13 protein-coding genes are annotated in these 17,067 nt (G+C 61.6%); 4 read left to right on the top strand and 9 right to left on the bottom strand.

Annotation, left to right across the window (positions count from 1 at the left end; all coding sequences use genetic code 11):
* The first annotated feature begins 151 nt into the window (after positions 1-151).
* Positions 152-865, top strand: coding sequence for a TIR domain-containing protein (locus tag AC0L26_RS27555; RefSeq protein ID WP_473635407.1), 714 nt, complete (start codon positions 152-154; stop codon positions 863-865).
* Positions 866-950: 85 nt separating this feature from the next.
* Here AC0L26_RS27555 and lepA read toward each other — a convergent pair whose 3' ends face one another.
* Positions 951-2,756 (bottom strand): translation elongation factor 4, encoded by a 1,806-nt coding sequence (lepA, locus tag AC0L26_RS27550; protein ID WP_473635406.1) that lies wholly within the window; start codon positions 2,754-2,756, stop codon positions 951-953.
* A gap of 210 nt (positions 2,757-2,966) precedes the next feature.
* On the opposite strand from lepA, the gene AC0L26_RS27545 reads away from it, so the two are divergent.
* From AC0L26_RS27545 to msrA, 3 genes are all read left to right on the top strand, one after another.
* Positions 2,967-4,091 (top strand): TadE/TadG family type IV pilus assembly protein, encoded by a 1,125-nt coding sequence (locus AC0L26_RS27545; protein WP_473635405.1) that lies wholly within the window; start codon positions 2,967-2,969, stop codon positions 4,089-4,091.
* Positions 4,092-4,327: 236 nt separating this feature from the next.
* Complete coding sequence (locus tag AC0L26_RS27540) at positions 4,328-4,618, top strand: pentapeptide MXKDX repeat protein (protein ID WP_292624703.1); 291 nt, start codon at positions 4,328-4,330, stop codon at positions 4,616-4,618.
* Between the two features lie 167 nt (positions 4,619-4,785).
* Complete coding sequence (gene msrA, locus AC0L26_RS27535) at positions 4,786-5,526, top strand: peptide-methionine (S)-S-oxide reductase MsrA (RefSeq protein WP_473635404.1); 741 nt, start codon at positions 4,786-4,788, stop codon at positions 5,524-5,526.
* A 21-nt stretch (positions 5,527-5,547) separates the two neighbouring features.
* Here msrA and AC0L26_RS27530 read toward each other — a convergent pair whose 3' ends face one another.
* From AC0L26_RS27530 to AC0L26_RS27495, 8 genes are all read right to left on the bottom strand, one after another.
* Complete coding sequence (locus AC0L26_RS27530) at positions 5,548-6,525, bottom strand: alpha/beta hydrolase (protein ID WP_473635403.1); 978 nt, start codon at positions 6,523-6,525, stop codon at positions 5,548-5,550.
* Positions 6,526-6,552: 27 nt separating this feature from the next.
* On the bottom strand, positions 6,553-7,233 hold the full coding sequence (locus AC0L26_RS27525) for an isochorismatase family protein (protein ID WP_473635402.1): 681 nt from the start codon (positions 7,231-7,233) through the stop codon (positions 6,553-6,555).
* 355 nt (positions 7,234-7,588) lie between these two features.
* Positions 7,589-8,893: a M24 family metallopeptidase gene (locus tag AC0L26_RS27520; RefSeq protein WP_473635401.1), complete on the bottom strand. Its 1,305-nt coding sequence runs from the start codon at positions 8,891-8,893 to the stop codon at positions 7,589-7,591.
* A 411-nt stretch (positions 8,894-9,304) separates the two neighbouring features.
* Positions 9,305-10,282 (bottom strand): GlxA family transcriptional regulator, encoded by a 978-nt coding sequence (locus AC0L26_RS27515; RefSeq protein WP_473635400.1) that lies wholly within the window; start codon positions 10,280-10,282, stop codon positions 9,305-9,307.
* A 1,448-nt stretch (positions 10,283-11,730) separates the two neighbouring features.
* On the bottom strand, positions 11,731-12,912 hold the full coding sequence (locus AC0L26_RS27510; RefSeq protein ID WP_473635399.1) for a cystathionine gamma-synthase: 1,182 nt from the start codon (positions 12,910-12,912) through the stop codon (positions 11,731-11,733).
* Entirely contained in the window at positions 12,909-14,333 is a 1,425-nt protein-coding gene (locus AC0L26_RS27505; RefSeq protein ID WP_473635398.1) for a pyridoxal-phosphate dependent enzyme, read from the bottom strand. The genes AC0L26_RS27510 and AC0L26_RS27505 overlap by 4 nt, the downstream gene beginning before the upstream one ends.
* A gap of 367 nt (positions 14,334-14,700) precedes the next feature.
* Positions 14,701-16,050, bottom strand: a complete 1,350-nt coding sequence (locus AC0L26_RS27500) for an FAD/NAD(P)-binding protein (RefSeq protein WP_473635397.1) — start codon at positions 16,048-16,050, stop codon at positions 14,701-14,703.
* A gap of 46 nt (positions 16,051-16,096) precedes the next feature.
* On the bottom strand, positions 16,097-16,549 hold the full coding sequence (locus AC0L26_RS27495) for an RrF2 family transcriptional regulator (protein ID WP_352936524.1): 453 nt from the start codon (positions 16,547-16,549) through the stop codon (positions 16,097-16,099).
* Between the last annotated feature and the right edge of the window lie 518 nt (positions 16,550-17,067).

Here is a 17,067-nt window from a genome sequence, read left to right as displayed (position 1 = left end):
GATGGTATCTTCCGAGACATCGAAAGAGAAGTCGGGGAGTCTCCGGCGGCAGGCGATCAACCCCCTGTGCCTCCTCCAGTTCCCTAGCGCAATCGGCCTAGGAAGATGAAGCACGCTGGAAATACCAATTTGCTGGGAGCTAGAACTGAAGATGGCAATATTCAATGGATCTATCAATGAACTTATGTCTGTCGTTGAGGCCACCGGAGCCGACGGCAATTGGGAAGAGAAACCTAATCAATGTTGGAAGTTCACTGGGCGAGATCGGGCCGGTTTAAACTGGTCCTCTACAAAAGGCACCATGTGGTTTGACGGTCCAAACGATTCCAAGAAAACCCTGGTGGCGGCGGTGGAGGCTGTGTTGGGGTCGGGCGTGGCCAAGACCGAGTCGCCTAGCATAATTTTTGTTGTGCACGGACATGATTCAGAAGCTCGTGAGCAATTGGAGTTGGTTCTGCATCGCCTCGGTCTTCGGCCATTTGTTTTGCAAAACACCGACGGTGGTGGGCTCACTATCATCGAAAAGTTGGAGCAGATGATTGGAAAGAACGCCACTAGTTCGTTCGGGATCGTACTCTTGACCCCGGACGATGTCGGATACTCTAAGTCTGACGGCGATGCGCAGGCAAAGCCGCGCGCCCGGCAAAATGTAATTTTGGAAATGGGAATGTTGCTTGCGTCTCTCACCAGAGAGCGCGTGGCAATCTTACAAAAAGGCTATATGGAGCATCCGTCAGACGTCGCAGGGATCATCTATATCGCATTCAAGGATCACGTAAGAGAGGCCGTTCCAAAGCTAGTTGGGAGATTGCAGGCTGTCGGCATCACGCTTGACCCAGCGAAAATTGCTGAAGCGTCAGCATAGCTTTTGATAGACTTTCTGCCCTTCCTTGTTTCTGCGAGGCGGTGCAGTTCCCACCGGGTCGATGCGCCCGGCCAAGGGCCGTACCTCAATCCCCCATCTTCAGCGCCTGGATAAATGCCTCCTGGGGAATATCCACCTTGCCGAACTGGCGCATCCGCTTCTTGCCCTCTTTCTGCTTGTCGAGCAGCTTGCGTTTGCGCGAGACGTCGCCGCCGTAGCATTTGGCGGTGACGTCCTTGCGCAGCGCCGAGATGGTTTCGCGGGCGATGACCTTGCCGCCGATGGCGGCCTGGATCGGGATCTTGAACAGATGGTTCGGGATCAGCTCCTTCAGCTTCTCGCACATCAGCCGGCCGCGCTTTTCCGCCGCCGTGCGGTGGACCAGCATCGACAGCGCGTCGACCGGCTCCTCATTGACCAGGATCGACATTTTTACCAAGTCGCCCTCGCGATAGTCGGTCAAATGATAGTCGAAGGAGGCGTAGCCCTTGGAGATCGATTTTAGGCGATCGTAAAAATCGAAGACGACTTCGTTGAGCGGCAGATCGTAGGTCAGCATGGCGCGCTTGCCGACATAGGACAGATCGGCCTGGATGCCGCGCCGGTCCTGGCAGAGTTTTAGGATGCCGCCGAGATACTCGTCCGGTGTCAGGATGGTGGCGCGGATCCATGGCTCCTCGATGGCCTGGATCTTGACCACGTCGGGCATGTCGGCCGGGTTATGCAATTCCTTGGTCGTGCCGTCGTTCAGCAGCAGCCGGTAGACGACCGAGGGCGCGGTGGCGATGAGGTCTAGATTGAACTCGCGCTCCAGCCGCTCCTGGATGATTTCGAGATGCAGCAAGCCAAGGAAGCCGCAGCGATAGCCGAAGCCGAGCGCCGCACTGGTTTCCATTTCGTAGGAGAAAGACGCGTCGTTGAGGCGCAGCTTGCCGACTGCGGCGCGCAGATCCTCGAAATCGGCGGCGTCGACCGGGAACAGGCCGCAGAACACCACCGGCTGCGCCGGCTTGAAGCCGGGCAGGGCCTGCGCCGTCTGGCGCTTGTCCTCGGTGATGGTGTCGCCGACGCGGGTGTCGGCGACTTCCTTGATCGAGCCGGTGAAGAAGCCGAACTCGCCGGGGCCGAGTTCGTCGACATTGATGCGGGCCGGCGTGAAGACGCCGGTGCGCTCGACCAGATACTTGGCGCCGGTGCCCATCATGCGGATGGTTTGGCCCTTCTTCAGCACGCCGTCGATGATGCGGACCAACACTATGACGCCGAGATAGGCGTCGTACCAGCTGTCGACCAGCATCGCCTTCAGCGGGGCGGCGATGTCGCCCTCGCGCGGCGGCGGCAGGTCGTTGACGATGGCTTCGAGCACGTCGGGAATGCCGAGACCGGTCTTGGCCGAGATCAGCACGGCGTTGGAGGCGTCTATGCCGATCACCTCCTCGACCTGCTCGCGGATGCGCTCGGGCTCGGCGGCGGGCAGGTCGACCTTGTTCAGCACCACGACGATCTCGTGGTTGTTGTCGATGGCCTGGTAGACATTGGCCAGCGTCTGCGCCTCGACCCCTTGCGAGGCGTCGACGACCAGCAGCGAGCCCTCGCAGGCGGCGAGCGACCGCGACACTTCGTAGGCGAAGTCGACATGGCCGGGCGTGTCGATGAGGTTGAGGATATAATCCTCGCCATTGTTGGCGTGGTATTTCAACCTGACGGTCTGCGCCTTGATGGTGATGCCGCGCTCGCGCTCGATATCCATCGAGTCCAGCACCTGCTCCTTCATGTCGCGCAGCTCCAGCCCGCCGGTCAGCTGGATCAGCCGGTCGGCAAGCGTGGATTTGCCATGGTCGATATGGGCGACGATGGAGAAATTGCGGATGTTCTTGATCGGCGTGGTCATGTCGCGCGCTTTAGCAGGGGCGGCTTGCCCGGGCAAGCGGCGGGACGTGCGGCCAGTCGCTGCGCATGCGTTGGACGCCAGCATTGGCCTGAAGCGCTTGTCCTGCCGGCCGCGGGAGCAAAGTCGTTAAACTTTGATCCATCCCATTAGAGCATAGTTCGCGCCCTGCGTGATAGGGAACACCCCGTCACCGTTTGGGGGAACCAGAACATGTTGCAAGCCGGACGCCATTTTCTCGATTCCGGGAGCGGCTCCTTCGCGCCGATACTCGCCATCGCACTTATCCCGATGATTGCCACGCTAGGCTTTTCGCTCGACTACAACTCGGCCGTTAGGACCAAGGCATCGATGCAGAACGCGCTCGATGCCGCGACCCTGTCGATCACGACCCTGCCGACAACCACGTCATTGGCGGACCGTCAGGTGAAGCTGCAGGAGTCATTCGCCGCCAATAGCGGGCATGGCGCCGCCAAGCTCGACGGCTTCGCCGTCGCCGCCGACGGCACCGCCACCATCAACGCTTCGGCCCGTTTTGCCATGCCGACCAATTTCATGCAGATCGCCCATATCCCAACGGTGCAGGTCGGGGTTGCCTCGGCGGTGCGCAAGAGGCCGGCGCTGATAGAGGCCACGTTCAAGGTCGACAAGGTGTCGGGCTATTGGAACAAGACGATGAGGCTTTACGGCACGAAATTCAGCGAGACGAACGCGCAGAGCCTGATGAAGATCGCTTACACGTTCCAAAGTTATACTTATAGCTACAAGATTGGAAATAAAAACTATTCGGCAGCTGAGCCAAAGGGGTACGGAACGTCGACTGTGTATACGGTAAACGGAAGTACAGAGACGAAGGTTCAGCAGCAGGTCTGCACGACGGTCGGTTCCACGACCAGCTTCGGAACCCTGCCGGCCGGTTCTTTCTCCAGCACCACCACCAACAAAAACGACAACAACAGAACTATCTACTTCAAGATCACGTGCGCGACCACCAACTTCCCCGCCACCGGCACCGGCGCGGTGATCAACGTCAGTCAGATGGACCGGCTCTATCTGCAGATGGATGTCCCCTCGGGCAATCCCACCAAACTGAAGTCGGACGATACGGTGACATCGAACCGGTTGTATCTCGACGGCGTCGAAGTCGCGAGCGGCCAACCGGTGGACATCTTCACCGCGGTGCCGTGCGGGCAACCCAGTTCACAGGCTTGGGAAGACGGCGGATCGCCCGTGCCGACGGCCGCCGCCCTTAAAGATACCCAAGCCGACTTCTTCTATACCGTGACCGGCAAGTGCGGGTTCAATCAGCGGCCTTCGGAAACAATGCTTACGCAATAGGCCACCGGCAGGTTTCGTGCCGACCGACAACACCGCTCCGCTTCCGCCGAGCGGTGTTTTTGCTTGTGGCAACGGTGACGCGTTTCAAGACATGCGAATGCGGCGGCACTTGCATTCCCCGTCCTGGGAAGAAGAACGATCACGAAGCGGTGAAGCCTGTAACGAAGTCTCCGGTCACGGCGAAGAGCTGATGGGATCGCCATTTCCGGCGCGCCACCAACCCAGAGGAGACCACCATGACCGACTTCACCCGCCTGACGCTGCCGGCGCTTGCCTTCGCACTTTGCTCGACGGCACTTTTCGCCGGCGGCATCGCCCGCGCCGAGGATGCGATGAAGCCCGCCGACCCGATGGCCACGGACGCCATGAAGCCCGCCGATGCCATGGCCACCGACGCGATGAAGCCGGCCGATCCGATGGCCGCCGAAAAGATGAAGGACTGCATGGACAAGGCCGCCATGGAAACCGACGCAATGAAGAAGGACGAGGCAACGAAGGCCTGCGACGCGATGGGCACGGCCAAGTAAATCTCTCAGCCTCGGCAATCCCCGTCCAGTCCTGGCGGCCCGGCGCGGGCAACCCTGCGCCGGCGCAGCACGCACGGTCTATATGCACGGCCCAATACGCACGGCAATGTGAGACGCCGGCGGACCCAAATGTTCTATAGTCACAACACCATCATGGGAGATCAGACATGACCGGTATTCGAAAACCGTTTGCGAGACGGTCGACGCGCTTCGCCAGGAGTGCGCTTGCGGCGCTGATGTTCGCGGTGGCGGGCGCAGCCTTGTGGCAGACGCCGGCAATCTCGGCCGAGGCGGCGGTGGTGATCCCGCCGCCGGCGATGGACGAGAAACCGGCCGCCGGCACCGAAAAAGCGGTCTTCGCCGGCGGCTGCTTCTGGGGCGTGCAAGGCGTGTTCCAGCACGTCAAAGGCGTAACCAGCGCCGTCTCCGGCTATGCCGGCGGGACCGAGGATAACGCCGTCTACGAGACGGTCGGCACCGGCCGGACCGGCCATGCCGAAGCCGTCGAGATCACTTACGAGCCATCAGAGGTGACCTACGGCCAGCTGCTGCAGGTGTATTTTTCGGTGGCGCACAACCCGACGCAGCTGAACTACCAGGGTCCGGACCGCGGCCCTCAATACCGCTCGACGATCTTTGCCGAAAGCGACGCCCAGAAAAAGATCGCCGAGAGCTACATCGCCCAGCTCGACAAGGCCAAGGTGTTTCCAGAGCCGATCGTGACCACGCTGGAGAGCGGCAAACCGTTCTATCCGGCCGAAGACTATCACCAGGACTTTTTGACGCTGAACCCGACCTATCCCTACATCGTCTACAACGACCTGCCCAAGGTCGAGAATCTGAAGAAGCTCTTTCCGGATCTCTATAGCGAGAAGCCGGTGCTGGTGATGGCCGCCAACAAGAGCTGAATGCGAGGCGGAACAGCGTCACTACAACCACTCGCCCTTGCCGAGCGTGGCGATGGCGGCGACGATGCGCGAAAAGGCTTCGCCGGCCCGCGGCACGGTCTTGCGGGCGCGCAGGAAACTGTGCACGAGGCGCGGTTCCTCGTGCCACCAGGCGCGGCCGCCGGCGGCGAGGATGCGGTCGCGATAGGCTTCGCCATCCGACGACAGCGGATCGCATTGCGCTGTGACGACGACCGTCGGCGGCAGGCCGGAGAAGTCGGTGTCGCGCAGCGGTGAGAAGGTCGGGTCGTCCGGTGACTGTGCCTTGCCGGAGCGGACTTGGCGATAGAATTCGATGTCGCTGAGCGTCAGCAGCGGCGCTTCGGCGTGCCCGACATAGGAGCCGGCGCTTTCGTCTCCGCCCAACTCGGGATAGATCAGCACCTGGCCGATTGCAGGGCGAGGGTGGCGGCGCGCCGCATGCGCGACTGCGGCGGCAAGATTGCCGCCCGCGCTTTCGCCGCACAGCACGATCGGCAGGCCGGCTGTGTCAGCCGCCCATTCGAACACCGCCAGCGCGTCGTCGAAGGCGGCCGGATGCAGATGTTCGGGCGCCAGCCGGTAGTCGGCTGACAGCACGGCAAAGCCGGTGCCGGCGCAGATCTCGGCGCAGATGTCGTCATGGCTGTCGAGCCCGCCGAGTACGAAGCCGCCGCCGTGATAATAGACGACCATCGCTTGCGGCGCCTTGCTCGCCAGCTGGTAGCGCCGGATCGGGATCGCATGGCTGCCGGCGGCAACCGTACCGTCGTTGGCTCCGACACCTGCGGGAATGCCTGCGTGGAACGCCCGGCACATCGCGTCATAGACCGACCGCTGCTTGTCGACCGGCAGGTCCATACCGGGCGGATACCATGCGTTGACCCGGTCGATATAGGTCCACAGCGCCGGGTCGAGCAGCGTCGCATATTTTCCGCGCTTTGCTGTCTCGGGCTTTGCGGCATCGCTGACCATCGCCATCGCGTCCCACCAAATCCGCTGGAAGCGTCAGAGCTCGTCGTAGAGCTGGGCCGCGTTTTCATAGGTGAAGCGCAAAGGCACCGAGCCCACGACCTGCCATGCATCGACCGTCTCGCCTGCCATCAATCGGCAAGCGCCTTCGGTCGTGGTCACGGCGCCGCCATAGAGCCGGTTGGCAAGGTTGAGGATGGCGGTCTGGTGCATCGCCGTGCTGCCGCTGCCGCAGGCATCCTTGACCAAAAGCACGCGAAAGCCGAGCGCTACCGCATCCCTGACGGTGGCGTCGATGCAGGCCTCGGTCCACACGCCGGCAACGATCAGCCACTCGATCCCTCTGGCCTTGAGCCGGGCGGCGGCAGGACCCGCACCGAAGGCGCTGGCCTCAGTCTTGACCAGCATCATCTCGCCGACGACGGGGGCCACTTCCGGACAGATCGCCGTCAGCGGATCGTCTTTGTCGGAGAAAGCCGACCTGCCATTGGCATCGACCGGATGGAACCGCCGCGCCTCCCTGGTGAGATCGACGACATAGGCCGAATGGTAGAGCAGCACATGGTTGGCCCGCGCCGTTGCCTGCAGGCGCTGGACGTTAGCGAGAATGCCTGCAAAACCCTCGACCAGATAGCGCTTGTCCTGCCGATGCTCCTCCTGGAGGTCGACGAAGACCGCGGCCGCCGTGCCGCGCTCGATGGAGATCGGGCTTTTCATGCGACCGCACCTGGCTTCCCGGCCAACGCTGTTCCTTTGGGTGGGCTACCGCAAACGTTGGGGATTGACCGAAGCCTCCCCAACTTCGTCATCCCAGGGCGAAGCAGGAGCGCAGCTCCGTCGCGGAGACCCTGGGATCCATGCCGTGACGGCTGCCGAGGAGTGCGGCAGAACAGAATTCCGCACCGCAACCGCGCTCTGAAGTCACGGCATGGATCCTGGGGTCTGCGCCGCGTCGCTGCGCTCCTTGCTCCGCCCCAGGATGACGAAGCGAAGGGTGTTTGCGACAGTCGCCAAAGCATGCGACCGGTCAAACGCGTCCGACTATCAAAACTTCTGCGCGAGGAAACGAGCGTCAAACCTGTTTCTCCAGAAAATCGTCCTCATAGGGAAAGCGTGACAGAAGCTCGGTGCCGGTCTCGGTGACCAGGATCTCGTCCTCGAGCTTGACACCCTCGCGTCCGCCTTTCTCGCCGATATAGCTCTCGACGCTGACCACCATGCCGGGCACGATGTTTCCGTCGCGACCATAGGTCTCGTAGTCCATGGCGTGCGCGATGAACGGCGTCTCGCCATGCATGCCGACGCCGTGCATGACAGAGGTATAGCGCTGGTCGACGAAGCGGTCCGGGATCTTCCAGGCCTTTTCGGCGATCTCGCGGAACGCCATGCCCGGCTTGACGATCGAGATGTTGTGCTGAACCTGGTCGTGCGCCATGTGGTAGAGCGATTTCTGATAGTCCGTCGGCTTGCCCGGCCCGCAGCGGAAGGTGCGCGAGAAGTCGGAATAATAGCCGTAGCAGCCGATCGTATCGGTATCCAGCGCCAAAAGTTCGCCCGGCCTGATCTTGCGGCCACTTGCCTCGTTGAACCACGGGTTGGTGCGCTGGCCCGAGGTCAGCAGCCGCGTTTCGATGAACTCGCCGCCCTGGCGGATCACCTCGTGATACATGATGGCGAACAGGTCGTTTTCGGACACGCCGGGCTTGATCGCCTCGCGCACCGCGTAGACGGCGGCCTCGGCGCCGGCCATCGATACCTGCAGGCATTTTACTTCCTCCGGCGTCTTCACGGCCCGCACGGCAAGGATCTCGCCCTGGCAATCGCGGACCTCGCAGCCGCGCTTTTCCAGCGCCAGCGCCTGCAGATAGCCGCAGCGGTCGAGGCCGAGCTTCATCGAGCCGCCGCCATGGGCCTTGAGCAATTCGGCGATCTCGTCGGCAAAGGGGCCGGCGGTTTCGTCGTCGCGGCCCGACACCGAAGACCACACCAGCTTGGACGGACGCGCCTCGTCGATCGTATCGAGCACCATCGAGACATGGTAGCTCTGCGGGTACTCGAATAGCACGATCGGCCCTTCGGTCGGGATGAAGAAGTAGCGCGTCGAATTTCGCAGGAAGTAGCCGAACATGTTGCGCGAGCCGGTGGCGTAGCGCTGGTTGTAGGGATCGAACAGCACCACGCCGCCATAGCCGGCCTCGCGCATCCAGGCGCGCAGCTTGGCGAGCCGGCCCTTGCGCAGCGCGTCGGCATCGATAAAGGACGGCTCGGTGTCGGACAGCCACATGCCGCCGGCCGAATCGGACGCCGCGGGGTGGCGCATGCGGTCCTTGAAATCGACATCCTCGGTGCTGTCGGGGTCAAAAACGACGATGCTCATGGGGTGCCTCCTGAAAGGCCTGAACATAGCCGCGCGCCGCGAAGAGGCTGTGCGGAATCCCGCAGGTGTTGTGCCGGATGCCGCAGGCGCTTACGCCTTTCAATTTCGCGATTAGCCGAAAGCCCCCACACCTTCGTCATCCTAGGGCGGAGCAGGAGCGAAGCGACGTCGCGAAGACCCTAGGATCCATGCCGTGACATCAACCGAGGAATGCAGCGGTTCAGAGCCAGTGCGCGGCTCGGCCCATCGGTGCGAAGAAGAACTCGGTTCTGGTCCGCAGGAGCGCTGCCGCGAGGTAACAGCATGGATCCCAGGGTCTGCGCCGCGTCGCTTCGCTCCTTGCTCCGCCCTGGGATGACGAAAGGGAGGGGTGTTTCGGCTAACCTCCGAGGTTTGCGATTTGCCGAGAACCTAATGCCTGCGCGCGACCTTCGGCGCGTGCCCATGCTCCTCCCGAAACGCCCGCGCAAAACTCGACATCGAGGCGAAGCCGCAGGCGAGCGCCACGTCGCGCACCATCAGCGTCGAATGCGCCAGGAGATCGGCGGCGCGCTTCAGCCTGAGGCGACGGTAATAGCCGTTGGGCGAGATGCTGAGCTCGGAGCGGAAGTTTCGTTCGAGCTTGTCGGAGGAGACACCCAGCTTCACAGCCAGTTCCGCCATGCCGAGCCGCTCCTCCACCGCATCCTCCATGATGGCTATGGCCGACAGCACCAGCTCGTTCTGGACGCCGGTGCGTAAGCGCAGCGGCATCAGCTTGCGGTCGACGCTGGAGCGCAGCGGGCTGTGCACGAACCATTCGGCGACGCCTGCCGCAAGCTCGGCGCCATAGTCTGATGTGATGATCTCCAGCATCATGTCGAGGCTGCCGACGCCGCCGGCCGAGGTGAAGCGCTTGCGGTCGATGACGTAGAGATCGCGCCTCAGCTCAATATCCGGAAACGCTTCGGTGAAGGCCGCCTGGCTGGTCCAGTGCAAGGTGCAGGCATGACCGTCGAGCAGGCCCGCGCGGGCGAGGAAGAACGCCGCATCCGCCACCGCACCGATATGGGCACCGGCGCGCAGGCTCCTGCGGATCCAGCTCACGGCATCGTCGGCGACGAGATGATCGGCATCGCCGCCCGAGCAGACGACGATGCGGTCGACCTTCGGCGCATCGCCGGCGAAAAAGCCGGGCTGGATGACGACGCCATTCGAGGCTTCGACCGACCCTTCGGCCGCACCGACGATGATCCAGCGGTAGCAGTCTTTCTTCGCCAGCACATTGGCAGCGCGCAGCGGCTCGATGACCGAACTGAACGCCATCATCGGAAAGCCGGGGAAGACCAGGACCGCGAAGGTGAGCGGGGCCTTGTTTGCCATCGGCTGGTCTCGCTCTCGAGTGGTCATGACTTCAACCGTGCCTGTGGGCAATTGCAGGGAGGGCCACAATTCCGCCGTGATGCCACTCAGGTCAACGGCTAACACACAGGTCCCAGCGCTATCGCCTCAGGTTTGCATTCCGGCGCTGGTGGTTGGCGAGAGCCGCGGCCCAAAAGCACCAAGCCTATTCGGCGTCATCGCCGGGAATGGCTTGGTGAATTTCCGTGACGACTTATCCCTTCGGTACGTCCTCGACGTATTGGACATGAACGTCCACGACGAACGTACTGGTGAGCGATTGACCTCTTTGGTGATCTGGTCTTTCAGATTCTGAAAACTCTTTCGAAAATAGACCGGCAGCGGCTTTTCATAGATCGCGGTATGACGCCTTTTTCGCCGGTACGTCCCTTCTCTTTGCCAAGGCCGCGATTCGCCAGCAGAGGCTTTGAGTAGCTGGCGCAGTCGGAGGTGCAGTCGCAGCCGCGACGGGCGGCTTGCCGTTGGAGTGGTTGGTGGTGCCGTTTCTCAGACCAGCAAAGGCCTAGTATCGGGCGTAGTTGGAGGAGCGCTGGGGTCGGCGACGCAGAACGCTACCGAGAGTGCATTTGACGGAGTCGCGCCTTCAGCGGAAAGCATGGCGGGGGCGGGCTCCCGGGCGGTATCACTGGTGGCTTTTTTGGCGCTGCTTTCCGACATATTAACTCTGTCGCTCCGACAGCCGCGGCACCCGGAATTAACAAGATAGTGCAAGAAATGTCGAAGAAGTCTATGAACAAGGCTACGCAAGAGGCTATCAGAAAGAGCGGGTAACAGAATGGAGACGACGGAAACGGCTCAAATAACAGTGGACACAATGACGATGGAGGGGAGCGAATGAGTAATATTTTGACTCTTTTGCGTGTTGTAGTTTACAAAAGCACAACCCTCGCGCTGGTTTGGGTATTTGTTATTATATTCATATCACTTTACTCATTATATAGGTACAATGACGTAAATATACCTGCTTTGATCAGGGAGCCGAGAACAATTGTTCTGATCTCCTTTTTGTTCGCCATGACATCCATAAACGATGCTTACGTTCGCAATTTGGCTGGAACTAGCTCATCGTACCTCACCACGATCATCTCGTCTTTTGTTATGTTTGTTTATACGGCCGTAATTTTTTCTTTGTTCGACGTCAGAACAAAGATCTCGATTTTTGGACCAAATTTGTTAGACAACTTAATCATTATTACTATCATGTTCTTGATATTCCAGGCCCTGTTCAGTTTTGCTTTGGCGGTGCAGCGCAATAGAGCTTAATTCACCTCGTTCTCGCTTCATTGTCCCGACTACTGGGGGCGTGCCAGTGGTCTAAATCTTGTTGGGGAGGAGTGCGATGCAGAACAATCGCCGCTTGTCGGCAATCCTTTACGCCCCCCTGTCCTGCCGGAGGTCTCGACAACTTCTAATCACCGGCCAAGCATGGACTCCCCTCAACTCGCCAGCGCCTGATCCAGATCCGCAATCAGATCATCACCATCCTCAATCCCGGCCGACAGCCGCACTAGCGAATCGGAAATGCCAATCTCCGCGCGCTTTTTCGCCGGGATCGAGCCATGCGTCATCAGCGCCGGGTGTTCGATCAGGCTTTCGACGCCGCCGAGGCTTTCGGCCAGCGTGAACAGTTGCGTGTGTTCGAGGAAGCGTTTTGTCCCCGCAAGGTCGCGGTCGAGCTCGACCGTGATCATGCCGCCGAAGGCGTGCATCTGCCGCCTGGCGATGGCGTGCTGCGGGTGGCTCGGGAGACCGGGATAGATGACGCGGCGGATGTCGGGGCGGCTTTCCAGCCAATGCGCGATCTTCTGGCCGTTCGACGAATGGCGCTCCATCCTGAGCGCCAAGGTCTTGAGGCCGCGCAGCGCCAGAAAACTGTCGAACGGCCCTGATATGGCGCCGATGGCGTTCTGCAGGAATTTCAGCCGGTCGGCCAGGTCCTTGTTGTCGCCGACCACGGCGACGCCGCCGACCATGTCGGAATGGCCATTGAGGTATTTGGTCGTCGAATGGACTGATATGTCGATGCCGAGCTCCAGCGGCCGCTGCAGATAGGGACTGCAAAAGGTGTTGTCTGCAACCGAGAGCACGCCTTTGCGCTTTGCCAGCGCGGCCACCGCTTCGAGATCGACGACACGCAGCAGCGGATTGGTCGGCGTCTCGACCCAGAGCATTTTGGTTTCCGGGCGGATCGCCGCTTCGACTGCGGCAAGATCGGTGAAATCGACGAAGTCGACCTGCAGGTTGGCCGAGCGTTTGCGCACCCGCTCCAGCAGCCGGAAGGTGCCGCCATAGATGTCGTCGGTGGCGACGACATGCGCGCCCGAATCGAGCAGCTCGAAAATGGTGGCGATCGCCGCCAGCCCCGAAGCGAAGGCGAAGGCGGCTGTGCCGCTTTCTAGGTCGGCCACCGCGCGCTCGAAGGCGAAGCGGGTCGGGTTCTGGCTGCGCGCATATTCAAAACCCTTGTGCACGCCCGGGCTCTGCTGGCCATAGGTCGAGGTCGCATAGATCGGCACCATCACCGCGCCGGTCGTCGGGTCGTGGCTCTGGCCGCCATGGATCGTGCGCGTCGAGAAGGCCAGACGGTTCCTGCCCGATACGGTTGCTTTGATGGTCATCGGGCGCGCCTCAGATGGTTGATCAGGTCGATGCGGGTTATCAGGCCGATGAATTCGTCGCCGTCGAAGACGATGGCGACTTCGTTGCGGTCGAACACCGGCAGCAGCGCGTCCAGCGTCTGGCTGGCCTGCAGCGTGTGCAGGGTGGAGGTCATCGCCGTGCGCACCGGGGCCTTGAAACGGTCCCAGCGGCTGTCATAGGGGCCTTCGACCTGGGCGAGGATATCGCTTTCGTCGATGATGCCGACCAGTTTGCCATCGTCGAGCACCGGCAGTTGCGAAACGTCAGAGCGGCGCATGCGGCCATAGGCGTTGAGCAGGCTTTCGTCCGGGCCGACATAGACGGTGTCGCCGGTACGGTGCGAGCGCATCACCAGGTCGCGCAGGTCGCCATGCTGCTCCTGCTCGGCAAGGCCCTGCTCGGCCAGCCAGAAATCGTCGAACACCTTCGACAGATATTTGTTGCCGCTGTCGCAGACGAAGGTGACCACCCGTTTCGGCACGGTCTGCTCGCGGCAATAGCGAAGCGCCGTCGAAAGCAGCGTTCCCGAGGACGAGCCGGCGAGGATGCCTTCTTTTGACAACAGGTCGCGGACGGCCAGCATGCTCTGCTTGTCGGTGATGGAATAGGCCTTCTTGACCAGCGACAGATCGGCATTGGGCGGGACGAAATCCTCGCCGATGCCCTCCACGGTCCAGCTTCCGGCCTCTTCCATCTTGCCGGTCTTGATCAGCGGCGCCAGCACCGAGCCGACAGGATCGGCGAGAATCATTTCGGTCTTCGGCGAGACTTGAGCGAAATAGCGGCCAAGCCCGGTCAGCGTGCCGCCCGAGCCGACGCCGACGACCACCGCGTCAACATCGCCATCGAGCTGTTGAAAGATTTCCGGGCCGGTCGTGGTTTCGTGGGCCAGCGGATTGGCCGGGTTGGCGAACTGGTTGGCATAGAAGGCGCCGGGCAGCTCGGCGGCGATCTTCTCCGCCATATCCTGATAGTATTCCGCGTGACCCTTGCCGACATCGGAACGGGTCATGCGCACTTCGGCGCCGAGCGCGCGCAGATGCTGGATTTTTTCGCGCGACATCTTGTCGGGCACGACGAGGATGATGCGGTAGCCCTTGGGGATGCCGACCTGGGCGAGGCCGAGACCGGTGTTGCCGGCGGTGGCCTCGACGATGGTGCCGCCGCGCTTCAGTCTGCCCTGTTTTTCGGCGGCGGCGATCATCGACAGCGCAATGCGGTCCTTGATCGAACCGCCGGGATTCTGGCTTTCGAGCTTGATGAACAGCCGGCATTTGCCGATATCGAATTTGGTCAGCTCGACGACAGGCGTCTGCCCGATCAGGTCGAGAACCGATGCATAGGGCGGACGCAGGCGAGACAGGTCATCGTCCCGTGCCACGATCTTGTGCTTGCTCATATCAGATGCTCCATGGTCAAGCGACCGCCTTGGGCAGGCTGCCAGCCTATCGTCTTTTCCAGCCGTTTGCAGTCGGAAAGAAGATAGATCGTGCTAATCCATTGGCCAGACGAGGAATGGGAATCCAGTTTGTGGCCACAACCGCACCGTCAAGCTAATCGCTGCATGGCGGCGGGACAGCGCCCCCCTCTGTCCTGCCGGACATCTCCCCCTCAAGGGGGGAGATCGGCAGTTTCAACGTCTCACCTTTTCTTCAACGCTGGAGATTGGCGAAGGCAGATGCGAAGTCCAATCTCCCCCCTTGAGGGGGAGATGGCCGGCAGGCCAGAGGGGGGCGCCGTAGAGCGCCGACCTCACCAGTCATATCCTAACCCAGCAGCCGTTTTCCCAGCCGCGCACACTGCACGCGGATATCGGGAATGGCGTCGATCTCGAAGAAAGTGCCGCGCGTCAGCGGGCCGACGGCGAGGATCTTGGCCGATACCGTTCCGTCGCTGGCAATGACCTCGCAATTGTCAGATACGTCGAGGCCAAGGCGCAGCGGATCCGGCCGGGCCAGCCCGCGCTCGACCAGTGACCGCACCACGCTGTTCGAGGTGGTCGAGATATCCCTGGCGATGCCGCTGCAATCGTAGATGCGGGCGACATCGATCGTTTCGAGACGCTGCGTATGGCGCGACTGGATCTGCACGGTGAACCCATCGCCGGCGGCGATGTTGACGACGCGCCCGGCGACAAGCCGGATGCGGCCCGAGTGGACCGCCTCTGTAACGCGGGCGTAGACTTCCGGCGCCATGCGATGGCGGTGGATGTCCCACCATGCCTTGGTGTGCTCGACGAAACGGCGCTTGGCGGAAGACGGCCAGTTTTGCCAGATCTTCTGGTTGAAGGGCCTCAGACCATCGACGACGTCGCGCCAGTCGATGCCGGCTTGCTGGTTTTCCCGGATCAGGTCGCGGAACCAGCCGACGAAATAGGAAAGCTGGGTGCCGAGCGGAATGTCGGCAACGTCGAGCTTGATCGGATTGCCCTTGCGGTGCGGCGAAGGCAGCAGGCCGCGCCTGGACAACGCGACGATATCGCCGCGATGGCCGCGCTGTTGGAGCGACAGGAAGGCATCGACCATGCTCAAGCCGGTGCCCAGCACCAGGACTCGGGCTTCGGGGTCGAGCGTGGTGTCGGCTTCCGATCCTATCCTGATCGCGTGGCCCTGGCCAGCGCCCGGCTCCTCGTCATGTCCAGTCGCCAGCACGGCAAGGTGGGCGACGACGCTGGTGCCGTTGGCCAGCGTCACCTCGACCCCGGAGGCGGTTGGTGAGATCGACAGGCTCTCCTCGCGGATCAGGCGAAGACGACCCGTCTCGCGGGCCTCGAGCTCGTCCAGCAGTTCCTTCAGGTAGCGGGCATAGACGCTGCGCGGCGCATAGACCGGCGCCTGCTCTGGGGTTGCCAGGCCGCGTTCGAGCAGCCAGCGCCAGAAATTGCCGGGGTCGTCGGCATAGGCGCTCATGCCGGCCGCGCTGACATTCAGCACATGCGCCGACAGCAGCGTGGAGTAGGCGATGCCTTGACCGAAATGCGGGCGCTTTTCGATCAGGGTTATGCGGAGATCGGGATTGGGCGATTTCAACAGATGTGCGGCAAGGATGACGCCGCTGGCGCCGCCACCGACAATGATGATTGAACTTGGGGCGATCGAATTTGCGCGACTGGTCATTCGCGCACCAATTGCCTCAGGCGCCATTGGTTCCGGCGTCGTTGGTTCAGGCCTGGATTTTCAACGCAGCCGAAAGGTCTTCGTCGCTGGCGAAATCGCGCATCTCGGCGAGGCTGCGCTGGTCCAGGACCTCGGCGATCGCCTGCCGGACCTCCAGCATCAGGTGTCGGACTTGGCATGTCGCCTCGTTGCAGTCTTCACAGCGCTGATACTGGGTGCGGCTGGCGCAAGGAATGGGGGCGAGCGGTCCGTCGAGCACGCGCACGACATGGCCGATCTTGATTTCATCCGCCGGCCGCGCCAGGCGATAGCCGCCCTCCTTGCCCTTGCGGCTCTGGACGAAACCGGCATTGCGCAATTCGCCGAGGATGGCGTCGAGAAACTTCTTCGGGATGTTGTTCCCGGTGGCGATGTCGCCAACGAAGGCGAGCTGTCCAACCGGCAGCTGCGCAAGATGTACGAGCGCCTTAAGGCCGTACTTGCCCTTTTTCGTGAGCATAGACCGACTGTTTCTCTGTCATGCGATGGCGCAAGACCATCGGTTGCCAAACGCCTGGCGTGCGTCCCCGCCGCGTCCAAGCCTGCATGACACATAATTTCTAGTGACATGATATACAAGCCAGTTGCTGTTGATTTTGCTTGGTTTTCAAGCCGTGGCAGCGATTTTGGGCCAGGCTTGTGACGCCGAGGACACAGAAACACGGCTCGCACGCATCGGAGCATGTGGCCCGACGCCACGAGCGATCGCCGGAGTACGGGGGGTATCGTCGCTCATCTCGTCAACTCCCTATGTCCATAAGAATACTGTAGTTACCCGCTGAGACAGGGAATCAGGTTCCAATTCGTCGGCTGTTTGAGGCATGGATTTTTAAGCCAGTGGGCTGATGGGGAATTCCAGTGCGGGCCGACTGTGGCCGGTCGCAACCCGGTCAGCGTCGAAGCCTGATCTGCAAGGTTTTTGACGCCACCTGCTGCAACGACCCGCCGCAGCCGCTCGATCCGCTCGCCAGCCACTAG

It is taken from the genome of Mesorhizobium sp. WSM4823 (assembly GCF_055811195.1).
Note: the sequence above shows the minus strand (reverse complement) of the source record. Positions and strands in the feature narration are given on the sequence as shown.

Coding starts and splice junctions, on each gene's coding strand:
- AC0L26_RS27555 (WP_473635407.1), top strand. CDS start 152: ATGGCAATATTCAATGGATCTATCAATGAACTTATGTCTGTCGTTGAG.
- lepA (WP_473635406.1), bottom strand. CDS start 2,756: ATGACCACGCCGATCAAGAACATCCGCAATTTCTCCATCGTCGCCCAT.
- AC0L26_RS27545 (WP_473635405.1), top strand. CDS start 2,967: ATGTTGCAAGCCGGACGCCATTTTCTCGATTCCGGGAGCGGCTCCTTC.
- AC0L26_RS27540 (WP_292624703.1), top strand. CDS start 4,328: ATGACCGACTTCACCCGCCTGACGCTGCCGGCGCTTGCCTTCGCACTT.
- msrA (WP_473635404.1), top strand. CDS start 4,786: ATGACCGGTATTCGAAAACCGTTTGCGAGACGGTCGACGCGCTTCGCC.
- AC0L26_RS27530 (WP_473635403.1), bottom strand. CDS start 6,525: ATGGCGATGGTCAGCGATGCCGCAAAGCCCGAGACAGCAAAGCGCGGA.
- AC0L26_RS27525 (WP_473635402.1), bottom strand. CDS start 7,233: ATGAAAAGCCCGATCTCCATCGAGCGCGGCACGGCGGCCGCGGTCTTC.
- AC0L26_RS27520 (WP_473635401.1), bottom strand. CDS start 8,893: ATGAGCATCGTCGTTTTTGACCCCGACAGCACCGAGGATGTCGATTTC.
- AC0L26_RS27515 (WP_473635400.1), bottom strand. CDS start 10,282: ATGACCACTCGAGAGCGAGACCAGCCGATGGCAAACAAGGCCCCGCTC.
- AC0L26_RS27510 (WP_473635399.1), bottom strand. CDS start 12,912: ATGACCATCAAAGCAACCGTATCGGGCAGGAACCGTCTGGCCTTCTCG.
- AC0L26_RS27505 (WP_473635398.1), bottom strand. CDS start 14,333: ATGAGCAAGCACAAGATCGTGGCACGGGACGATGACCTGTCTCGCCTG.
- AC0L26_RS27500 (WP_473635397.1), bottom strand. CDS start 16,050: ATGACCAGTCGCGCAAATTCGATCGCCCCAAGTTCAATCATCATTGTC.
- AC0L26_RS27495 (WP_352936524.1), bottom strand. CDS start 16,549: ATGCTCACGAAAAAGGGCAAGTACGGCCTTAAGGCGCTCGTACATCTT.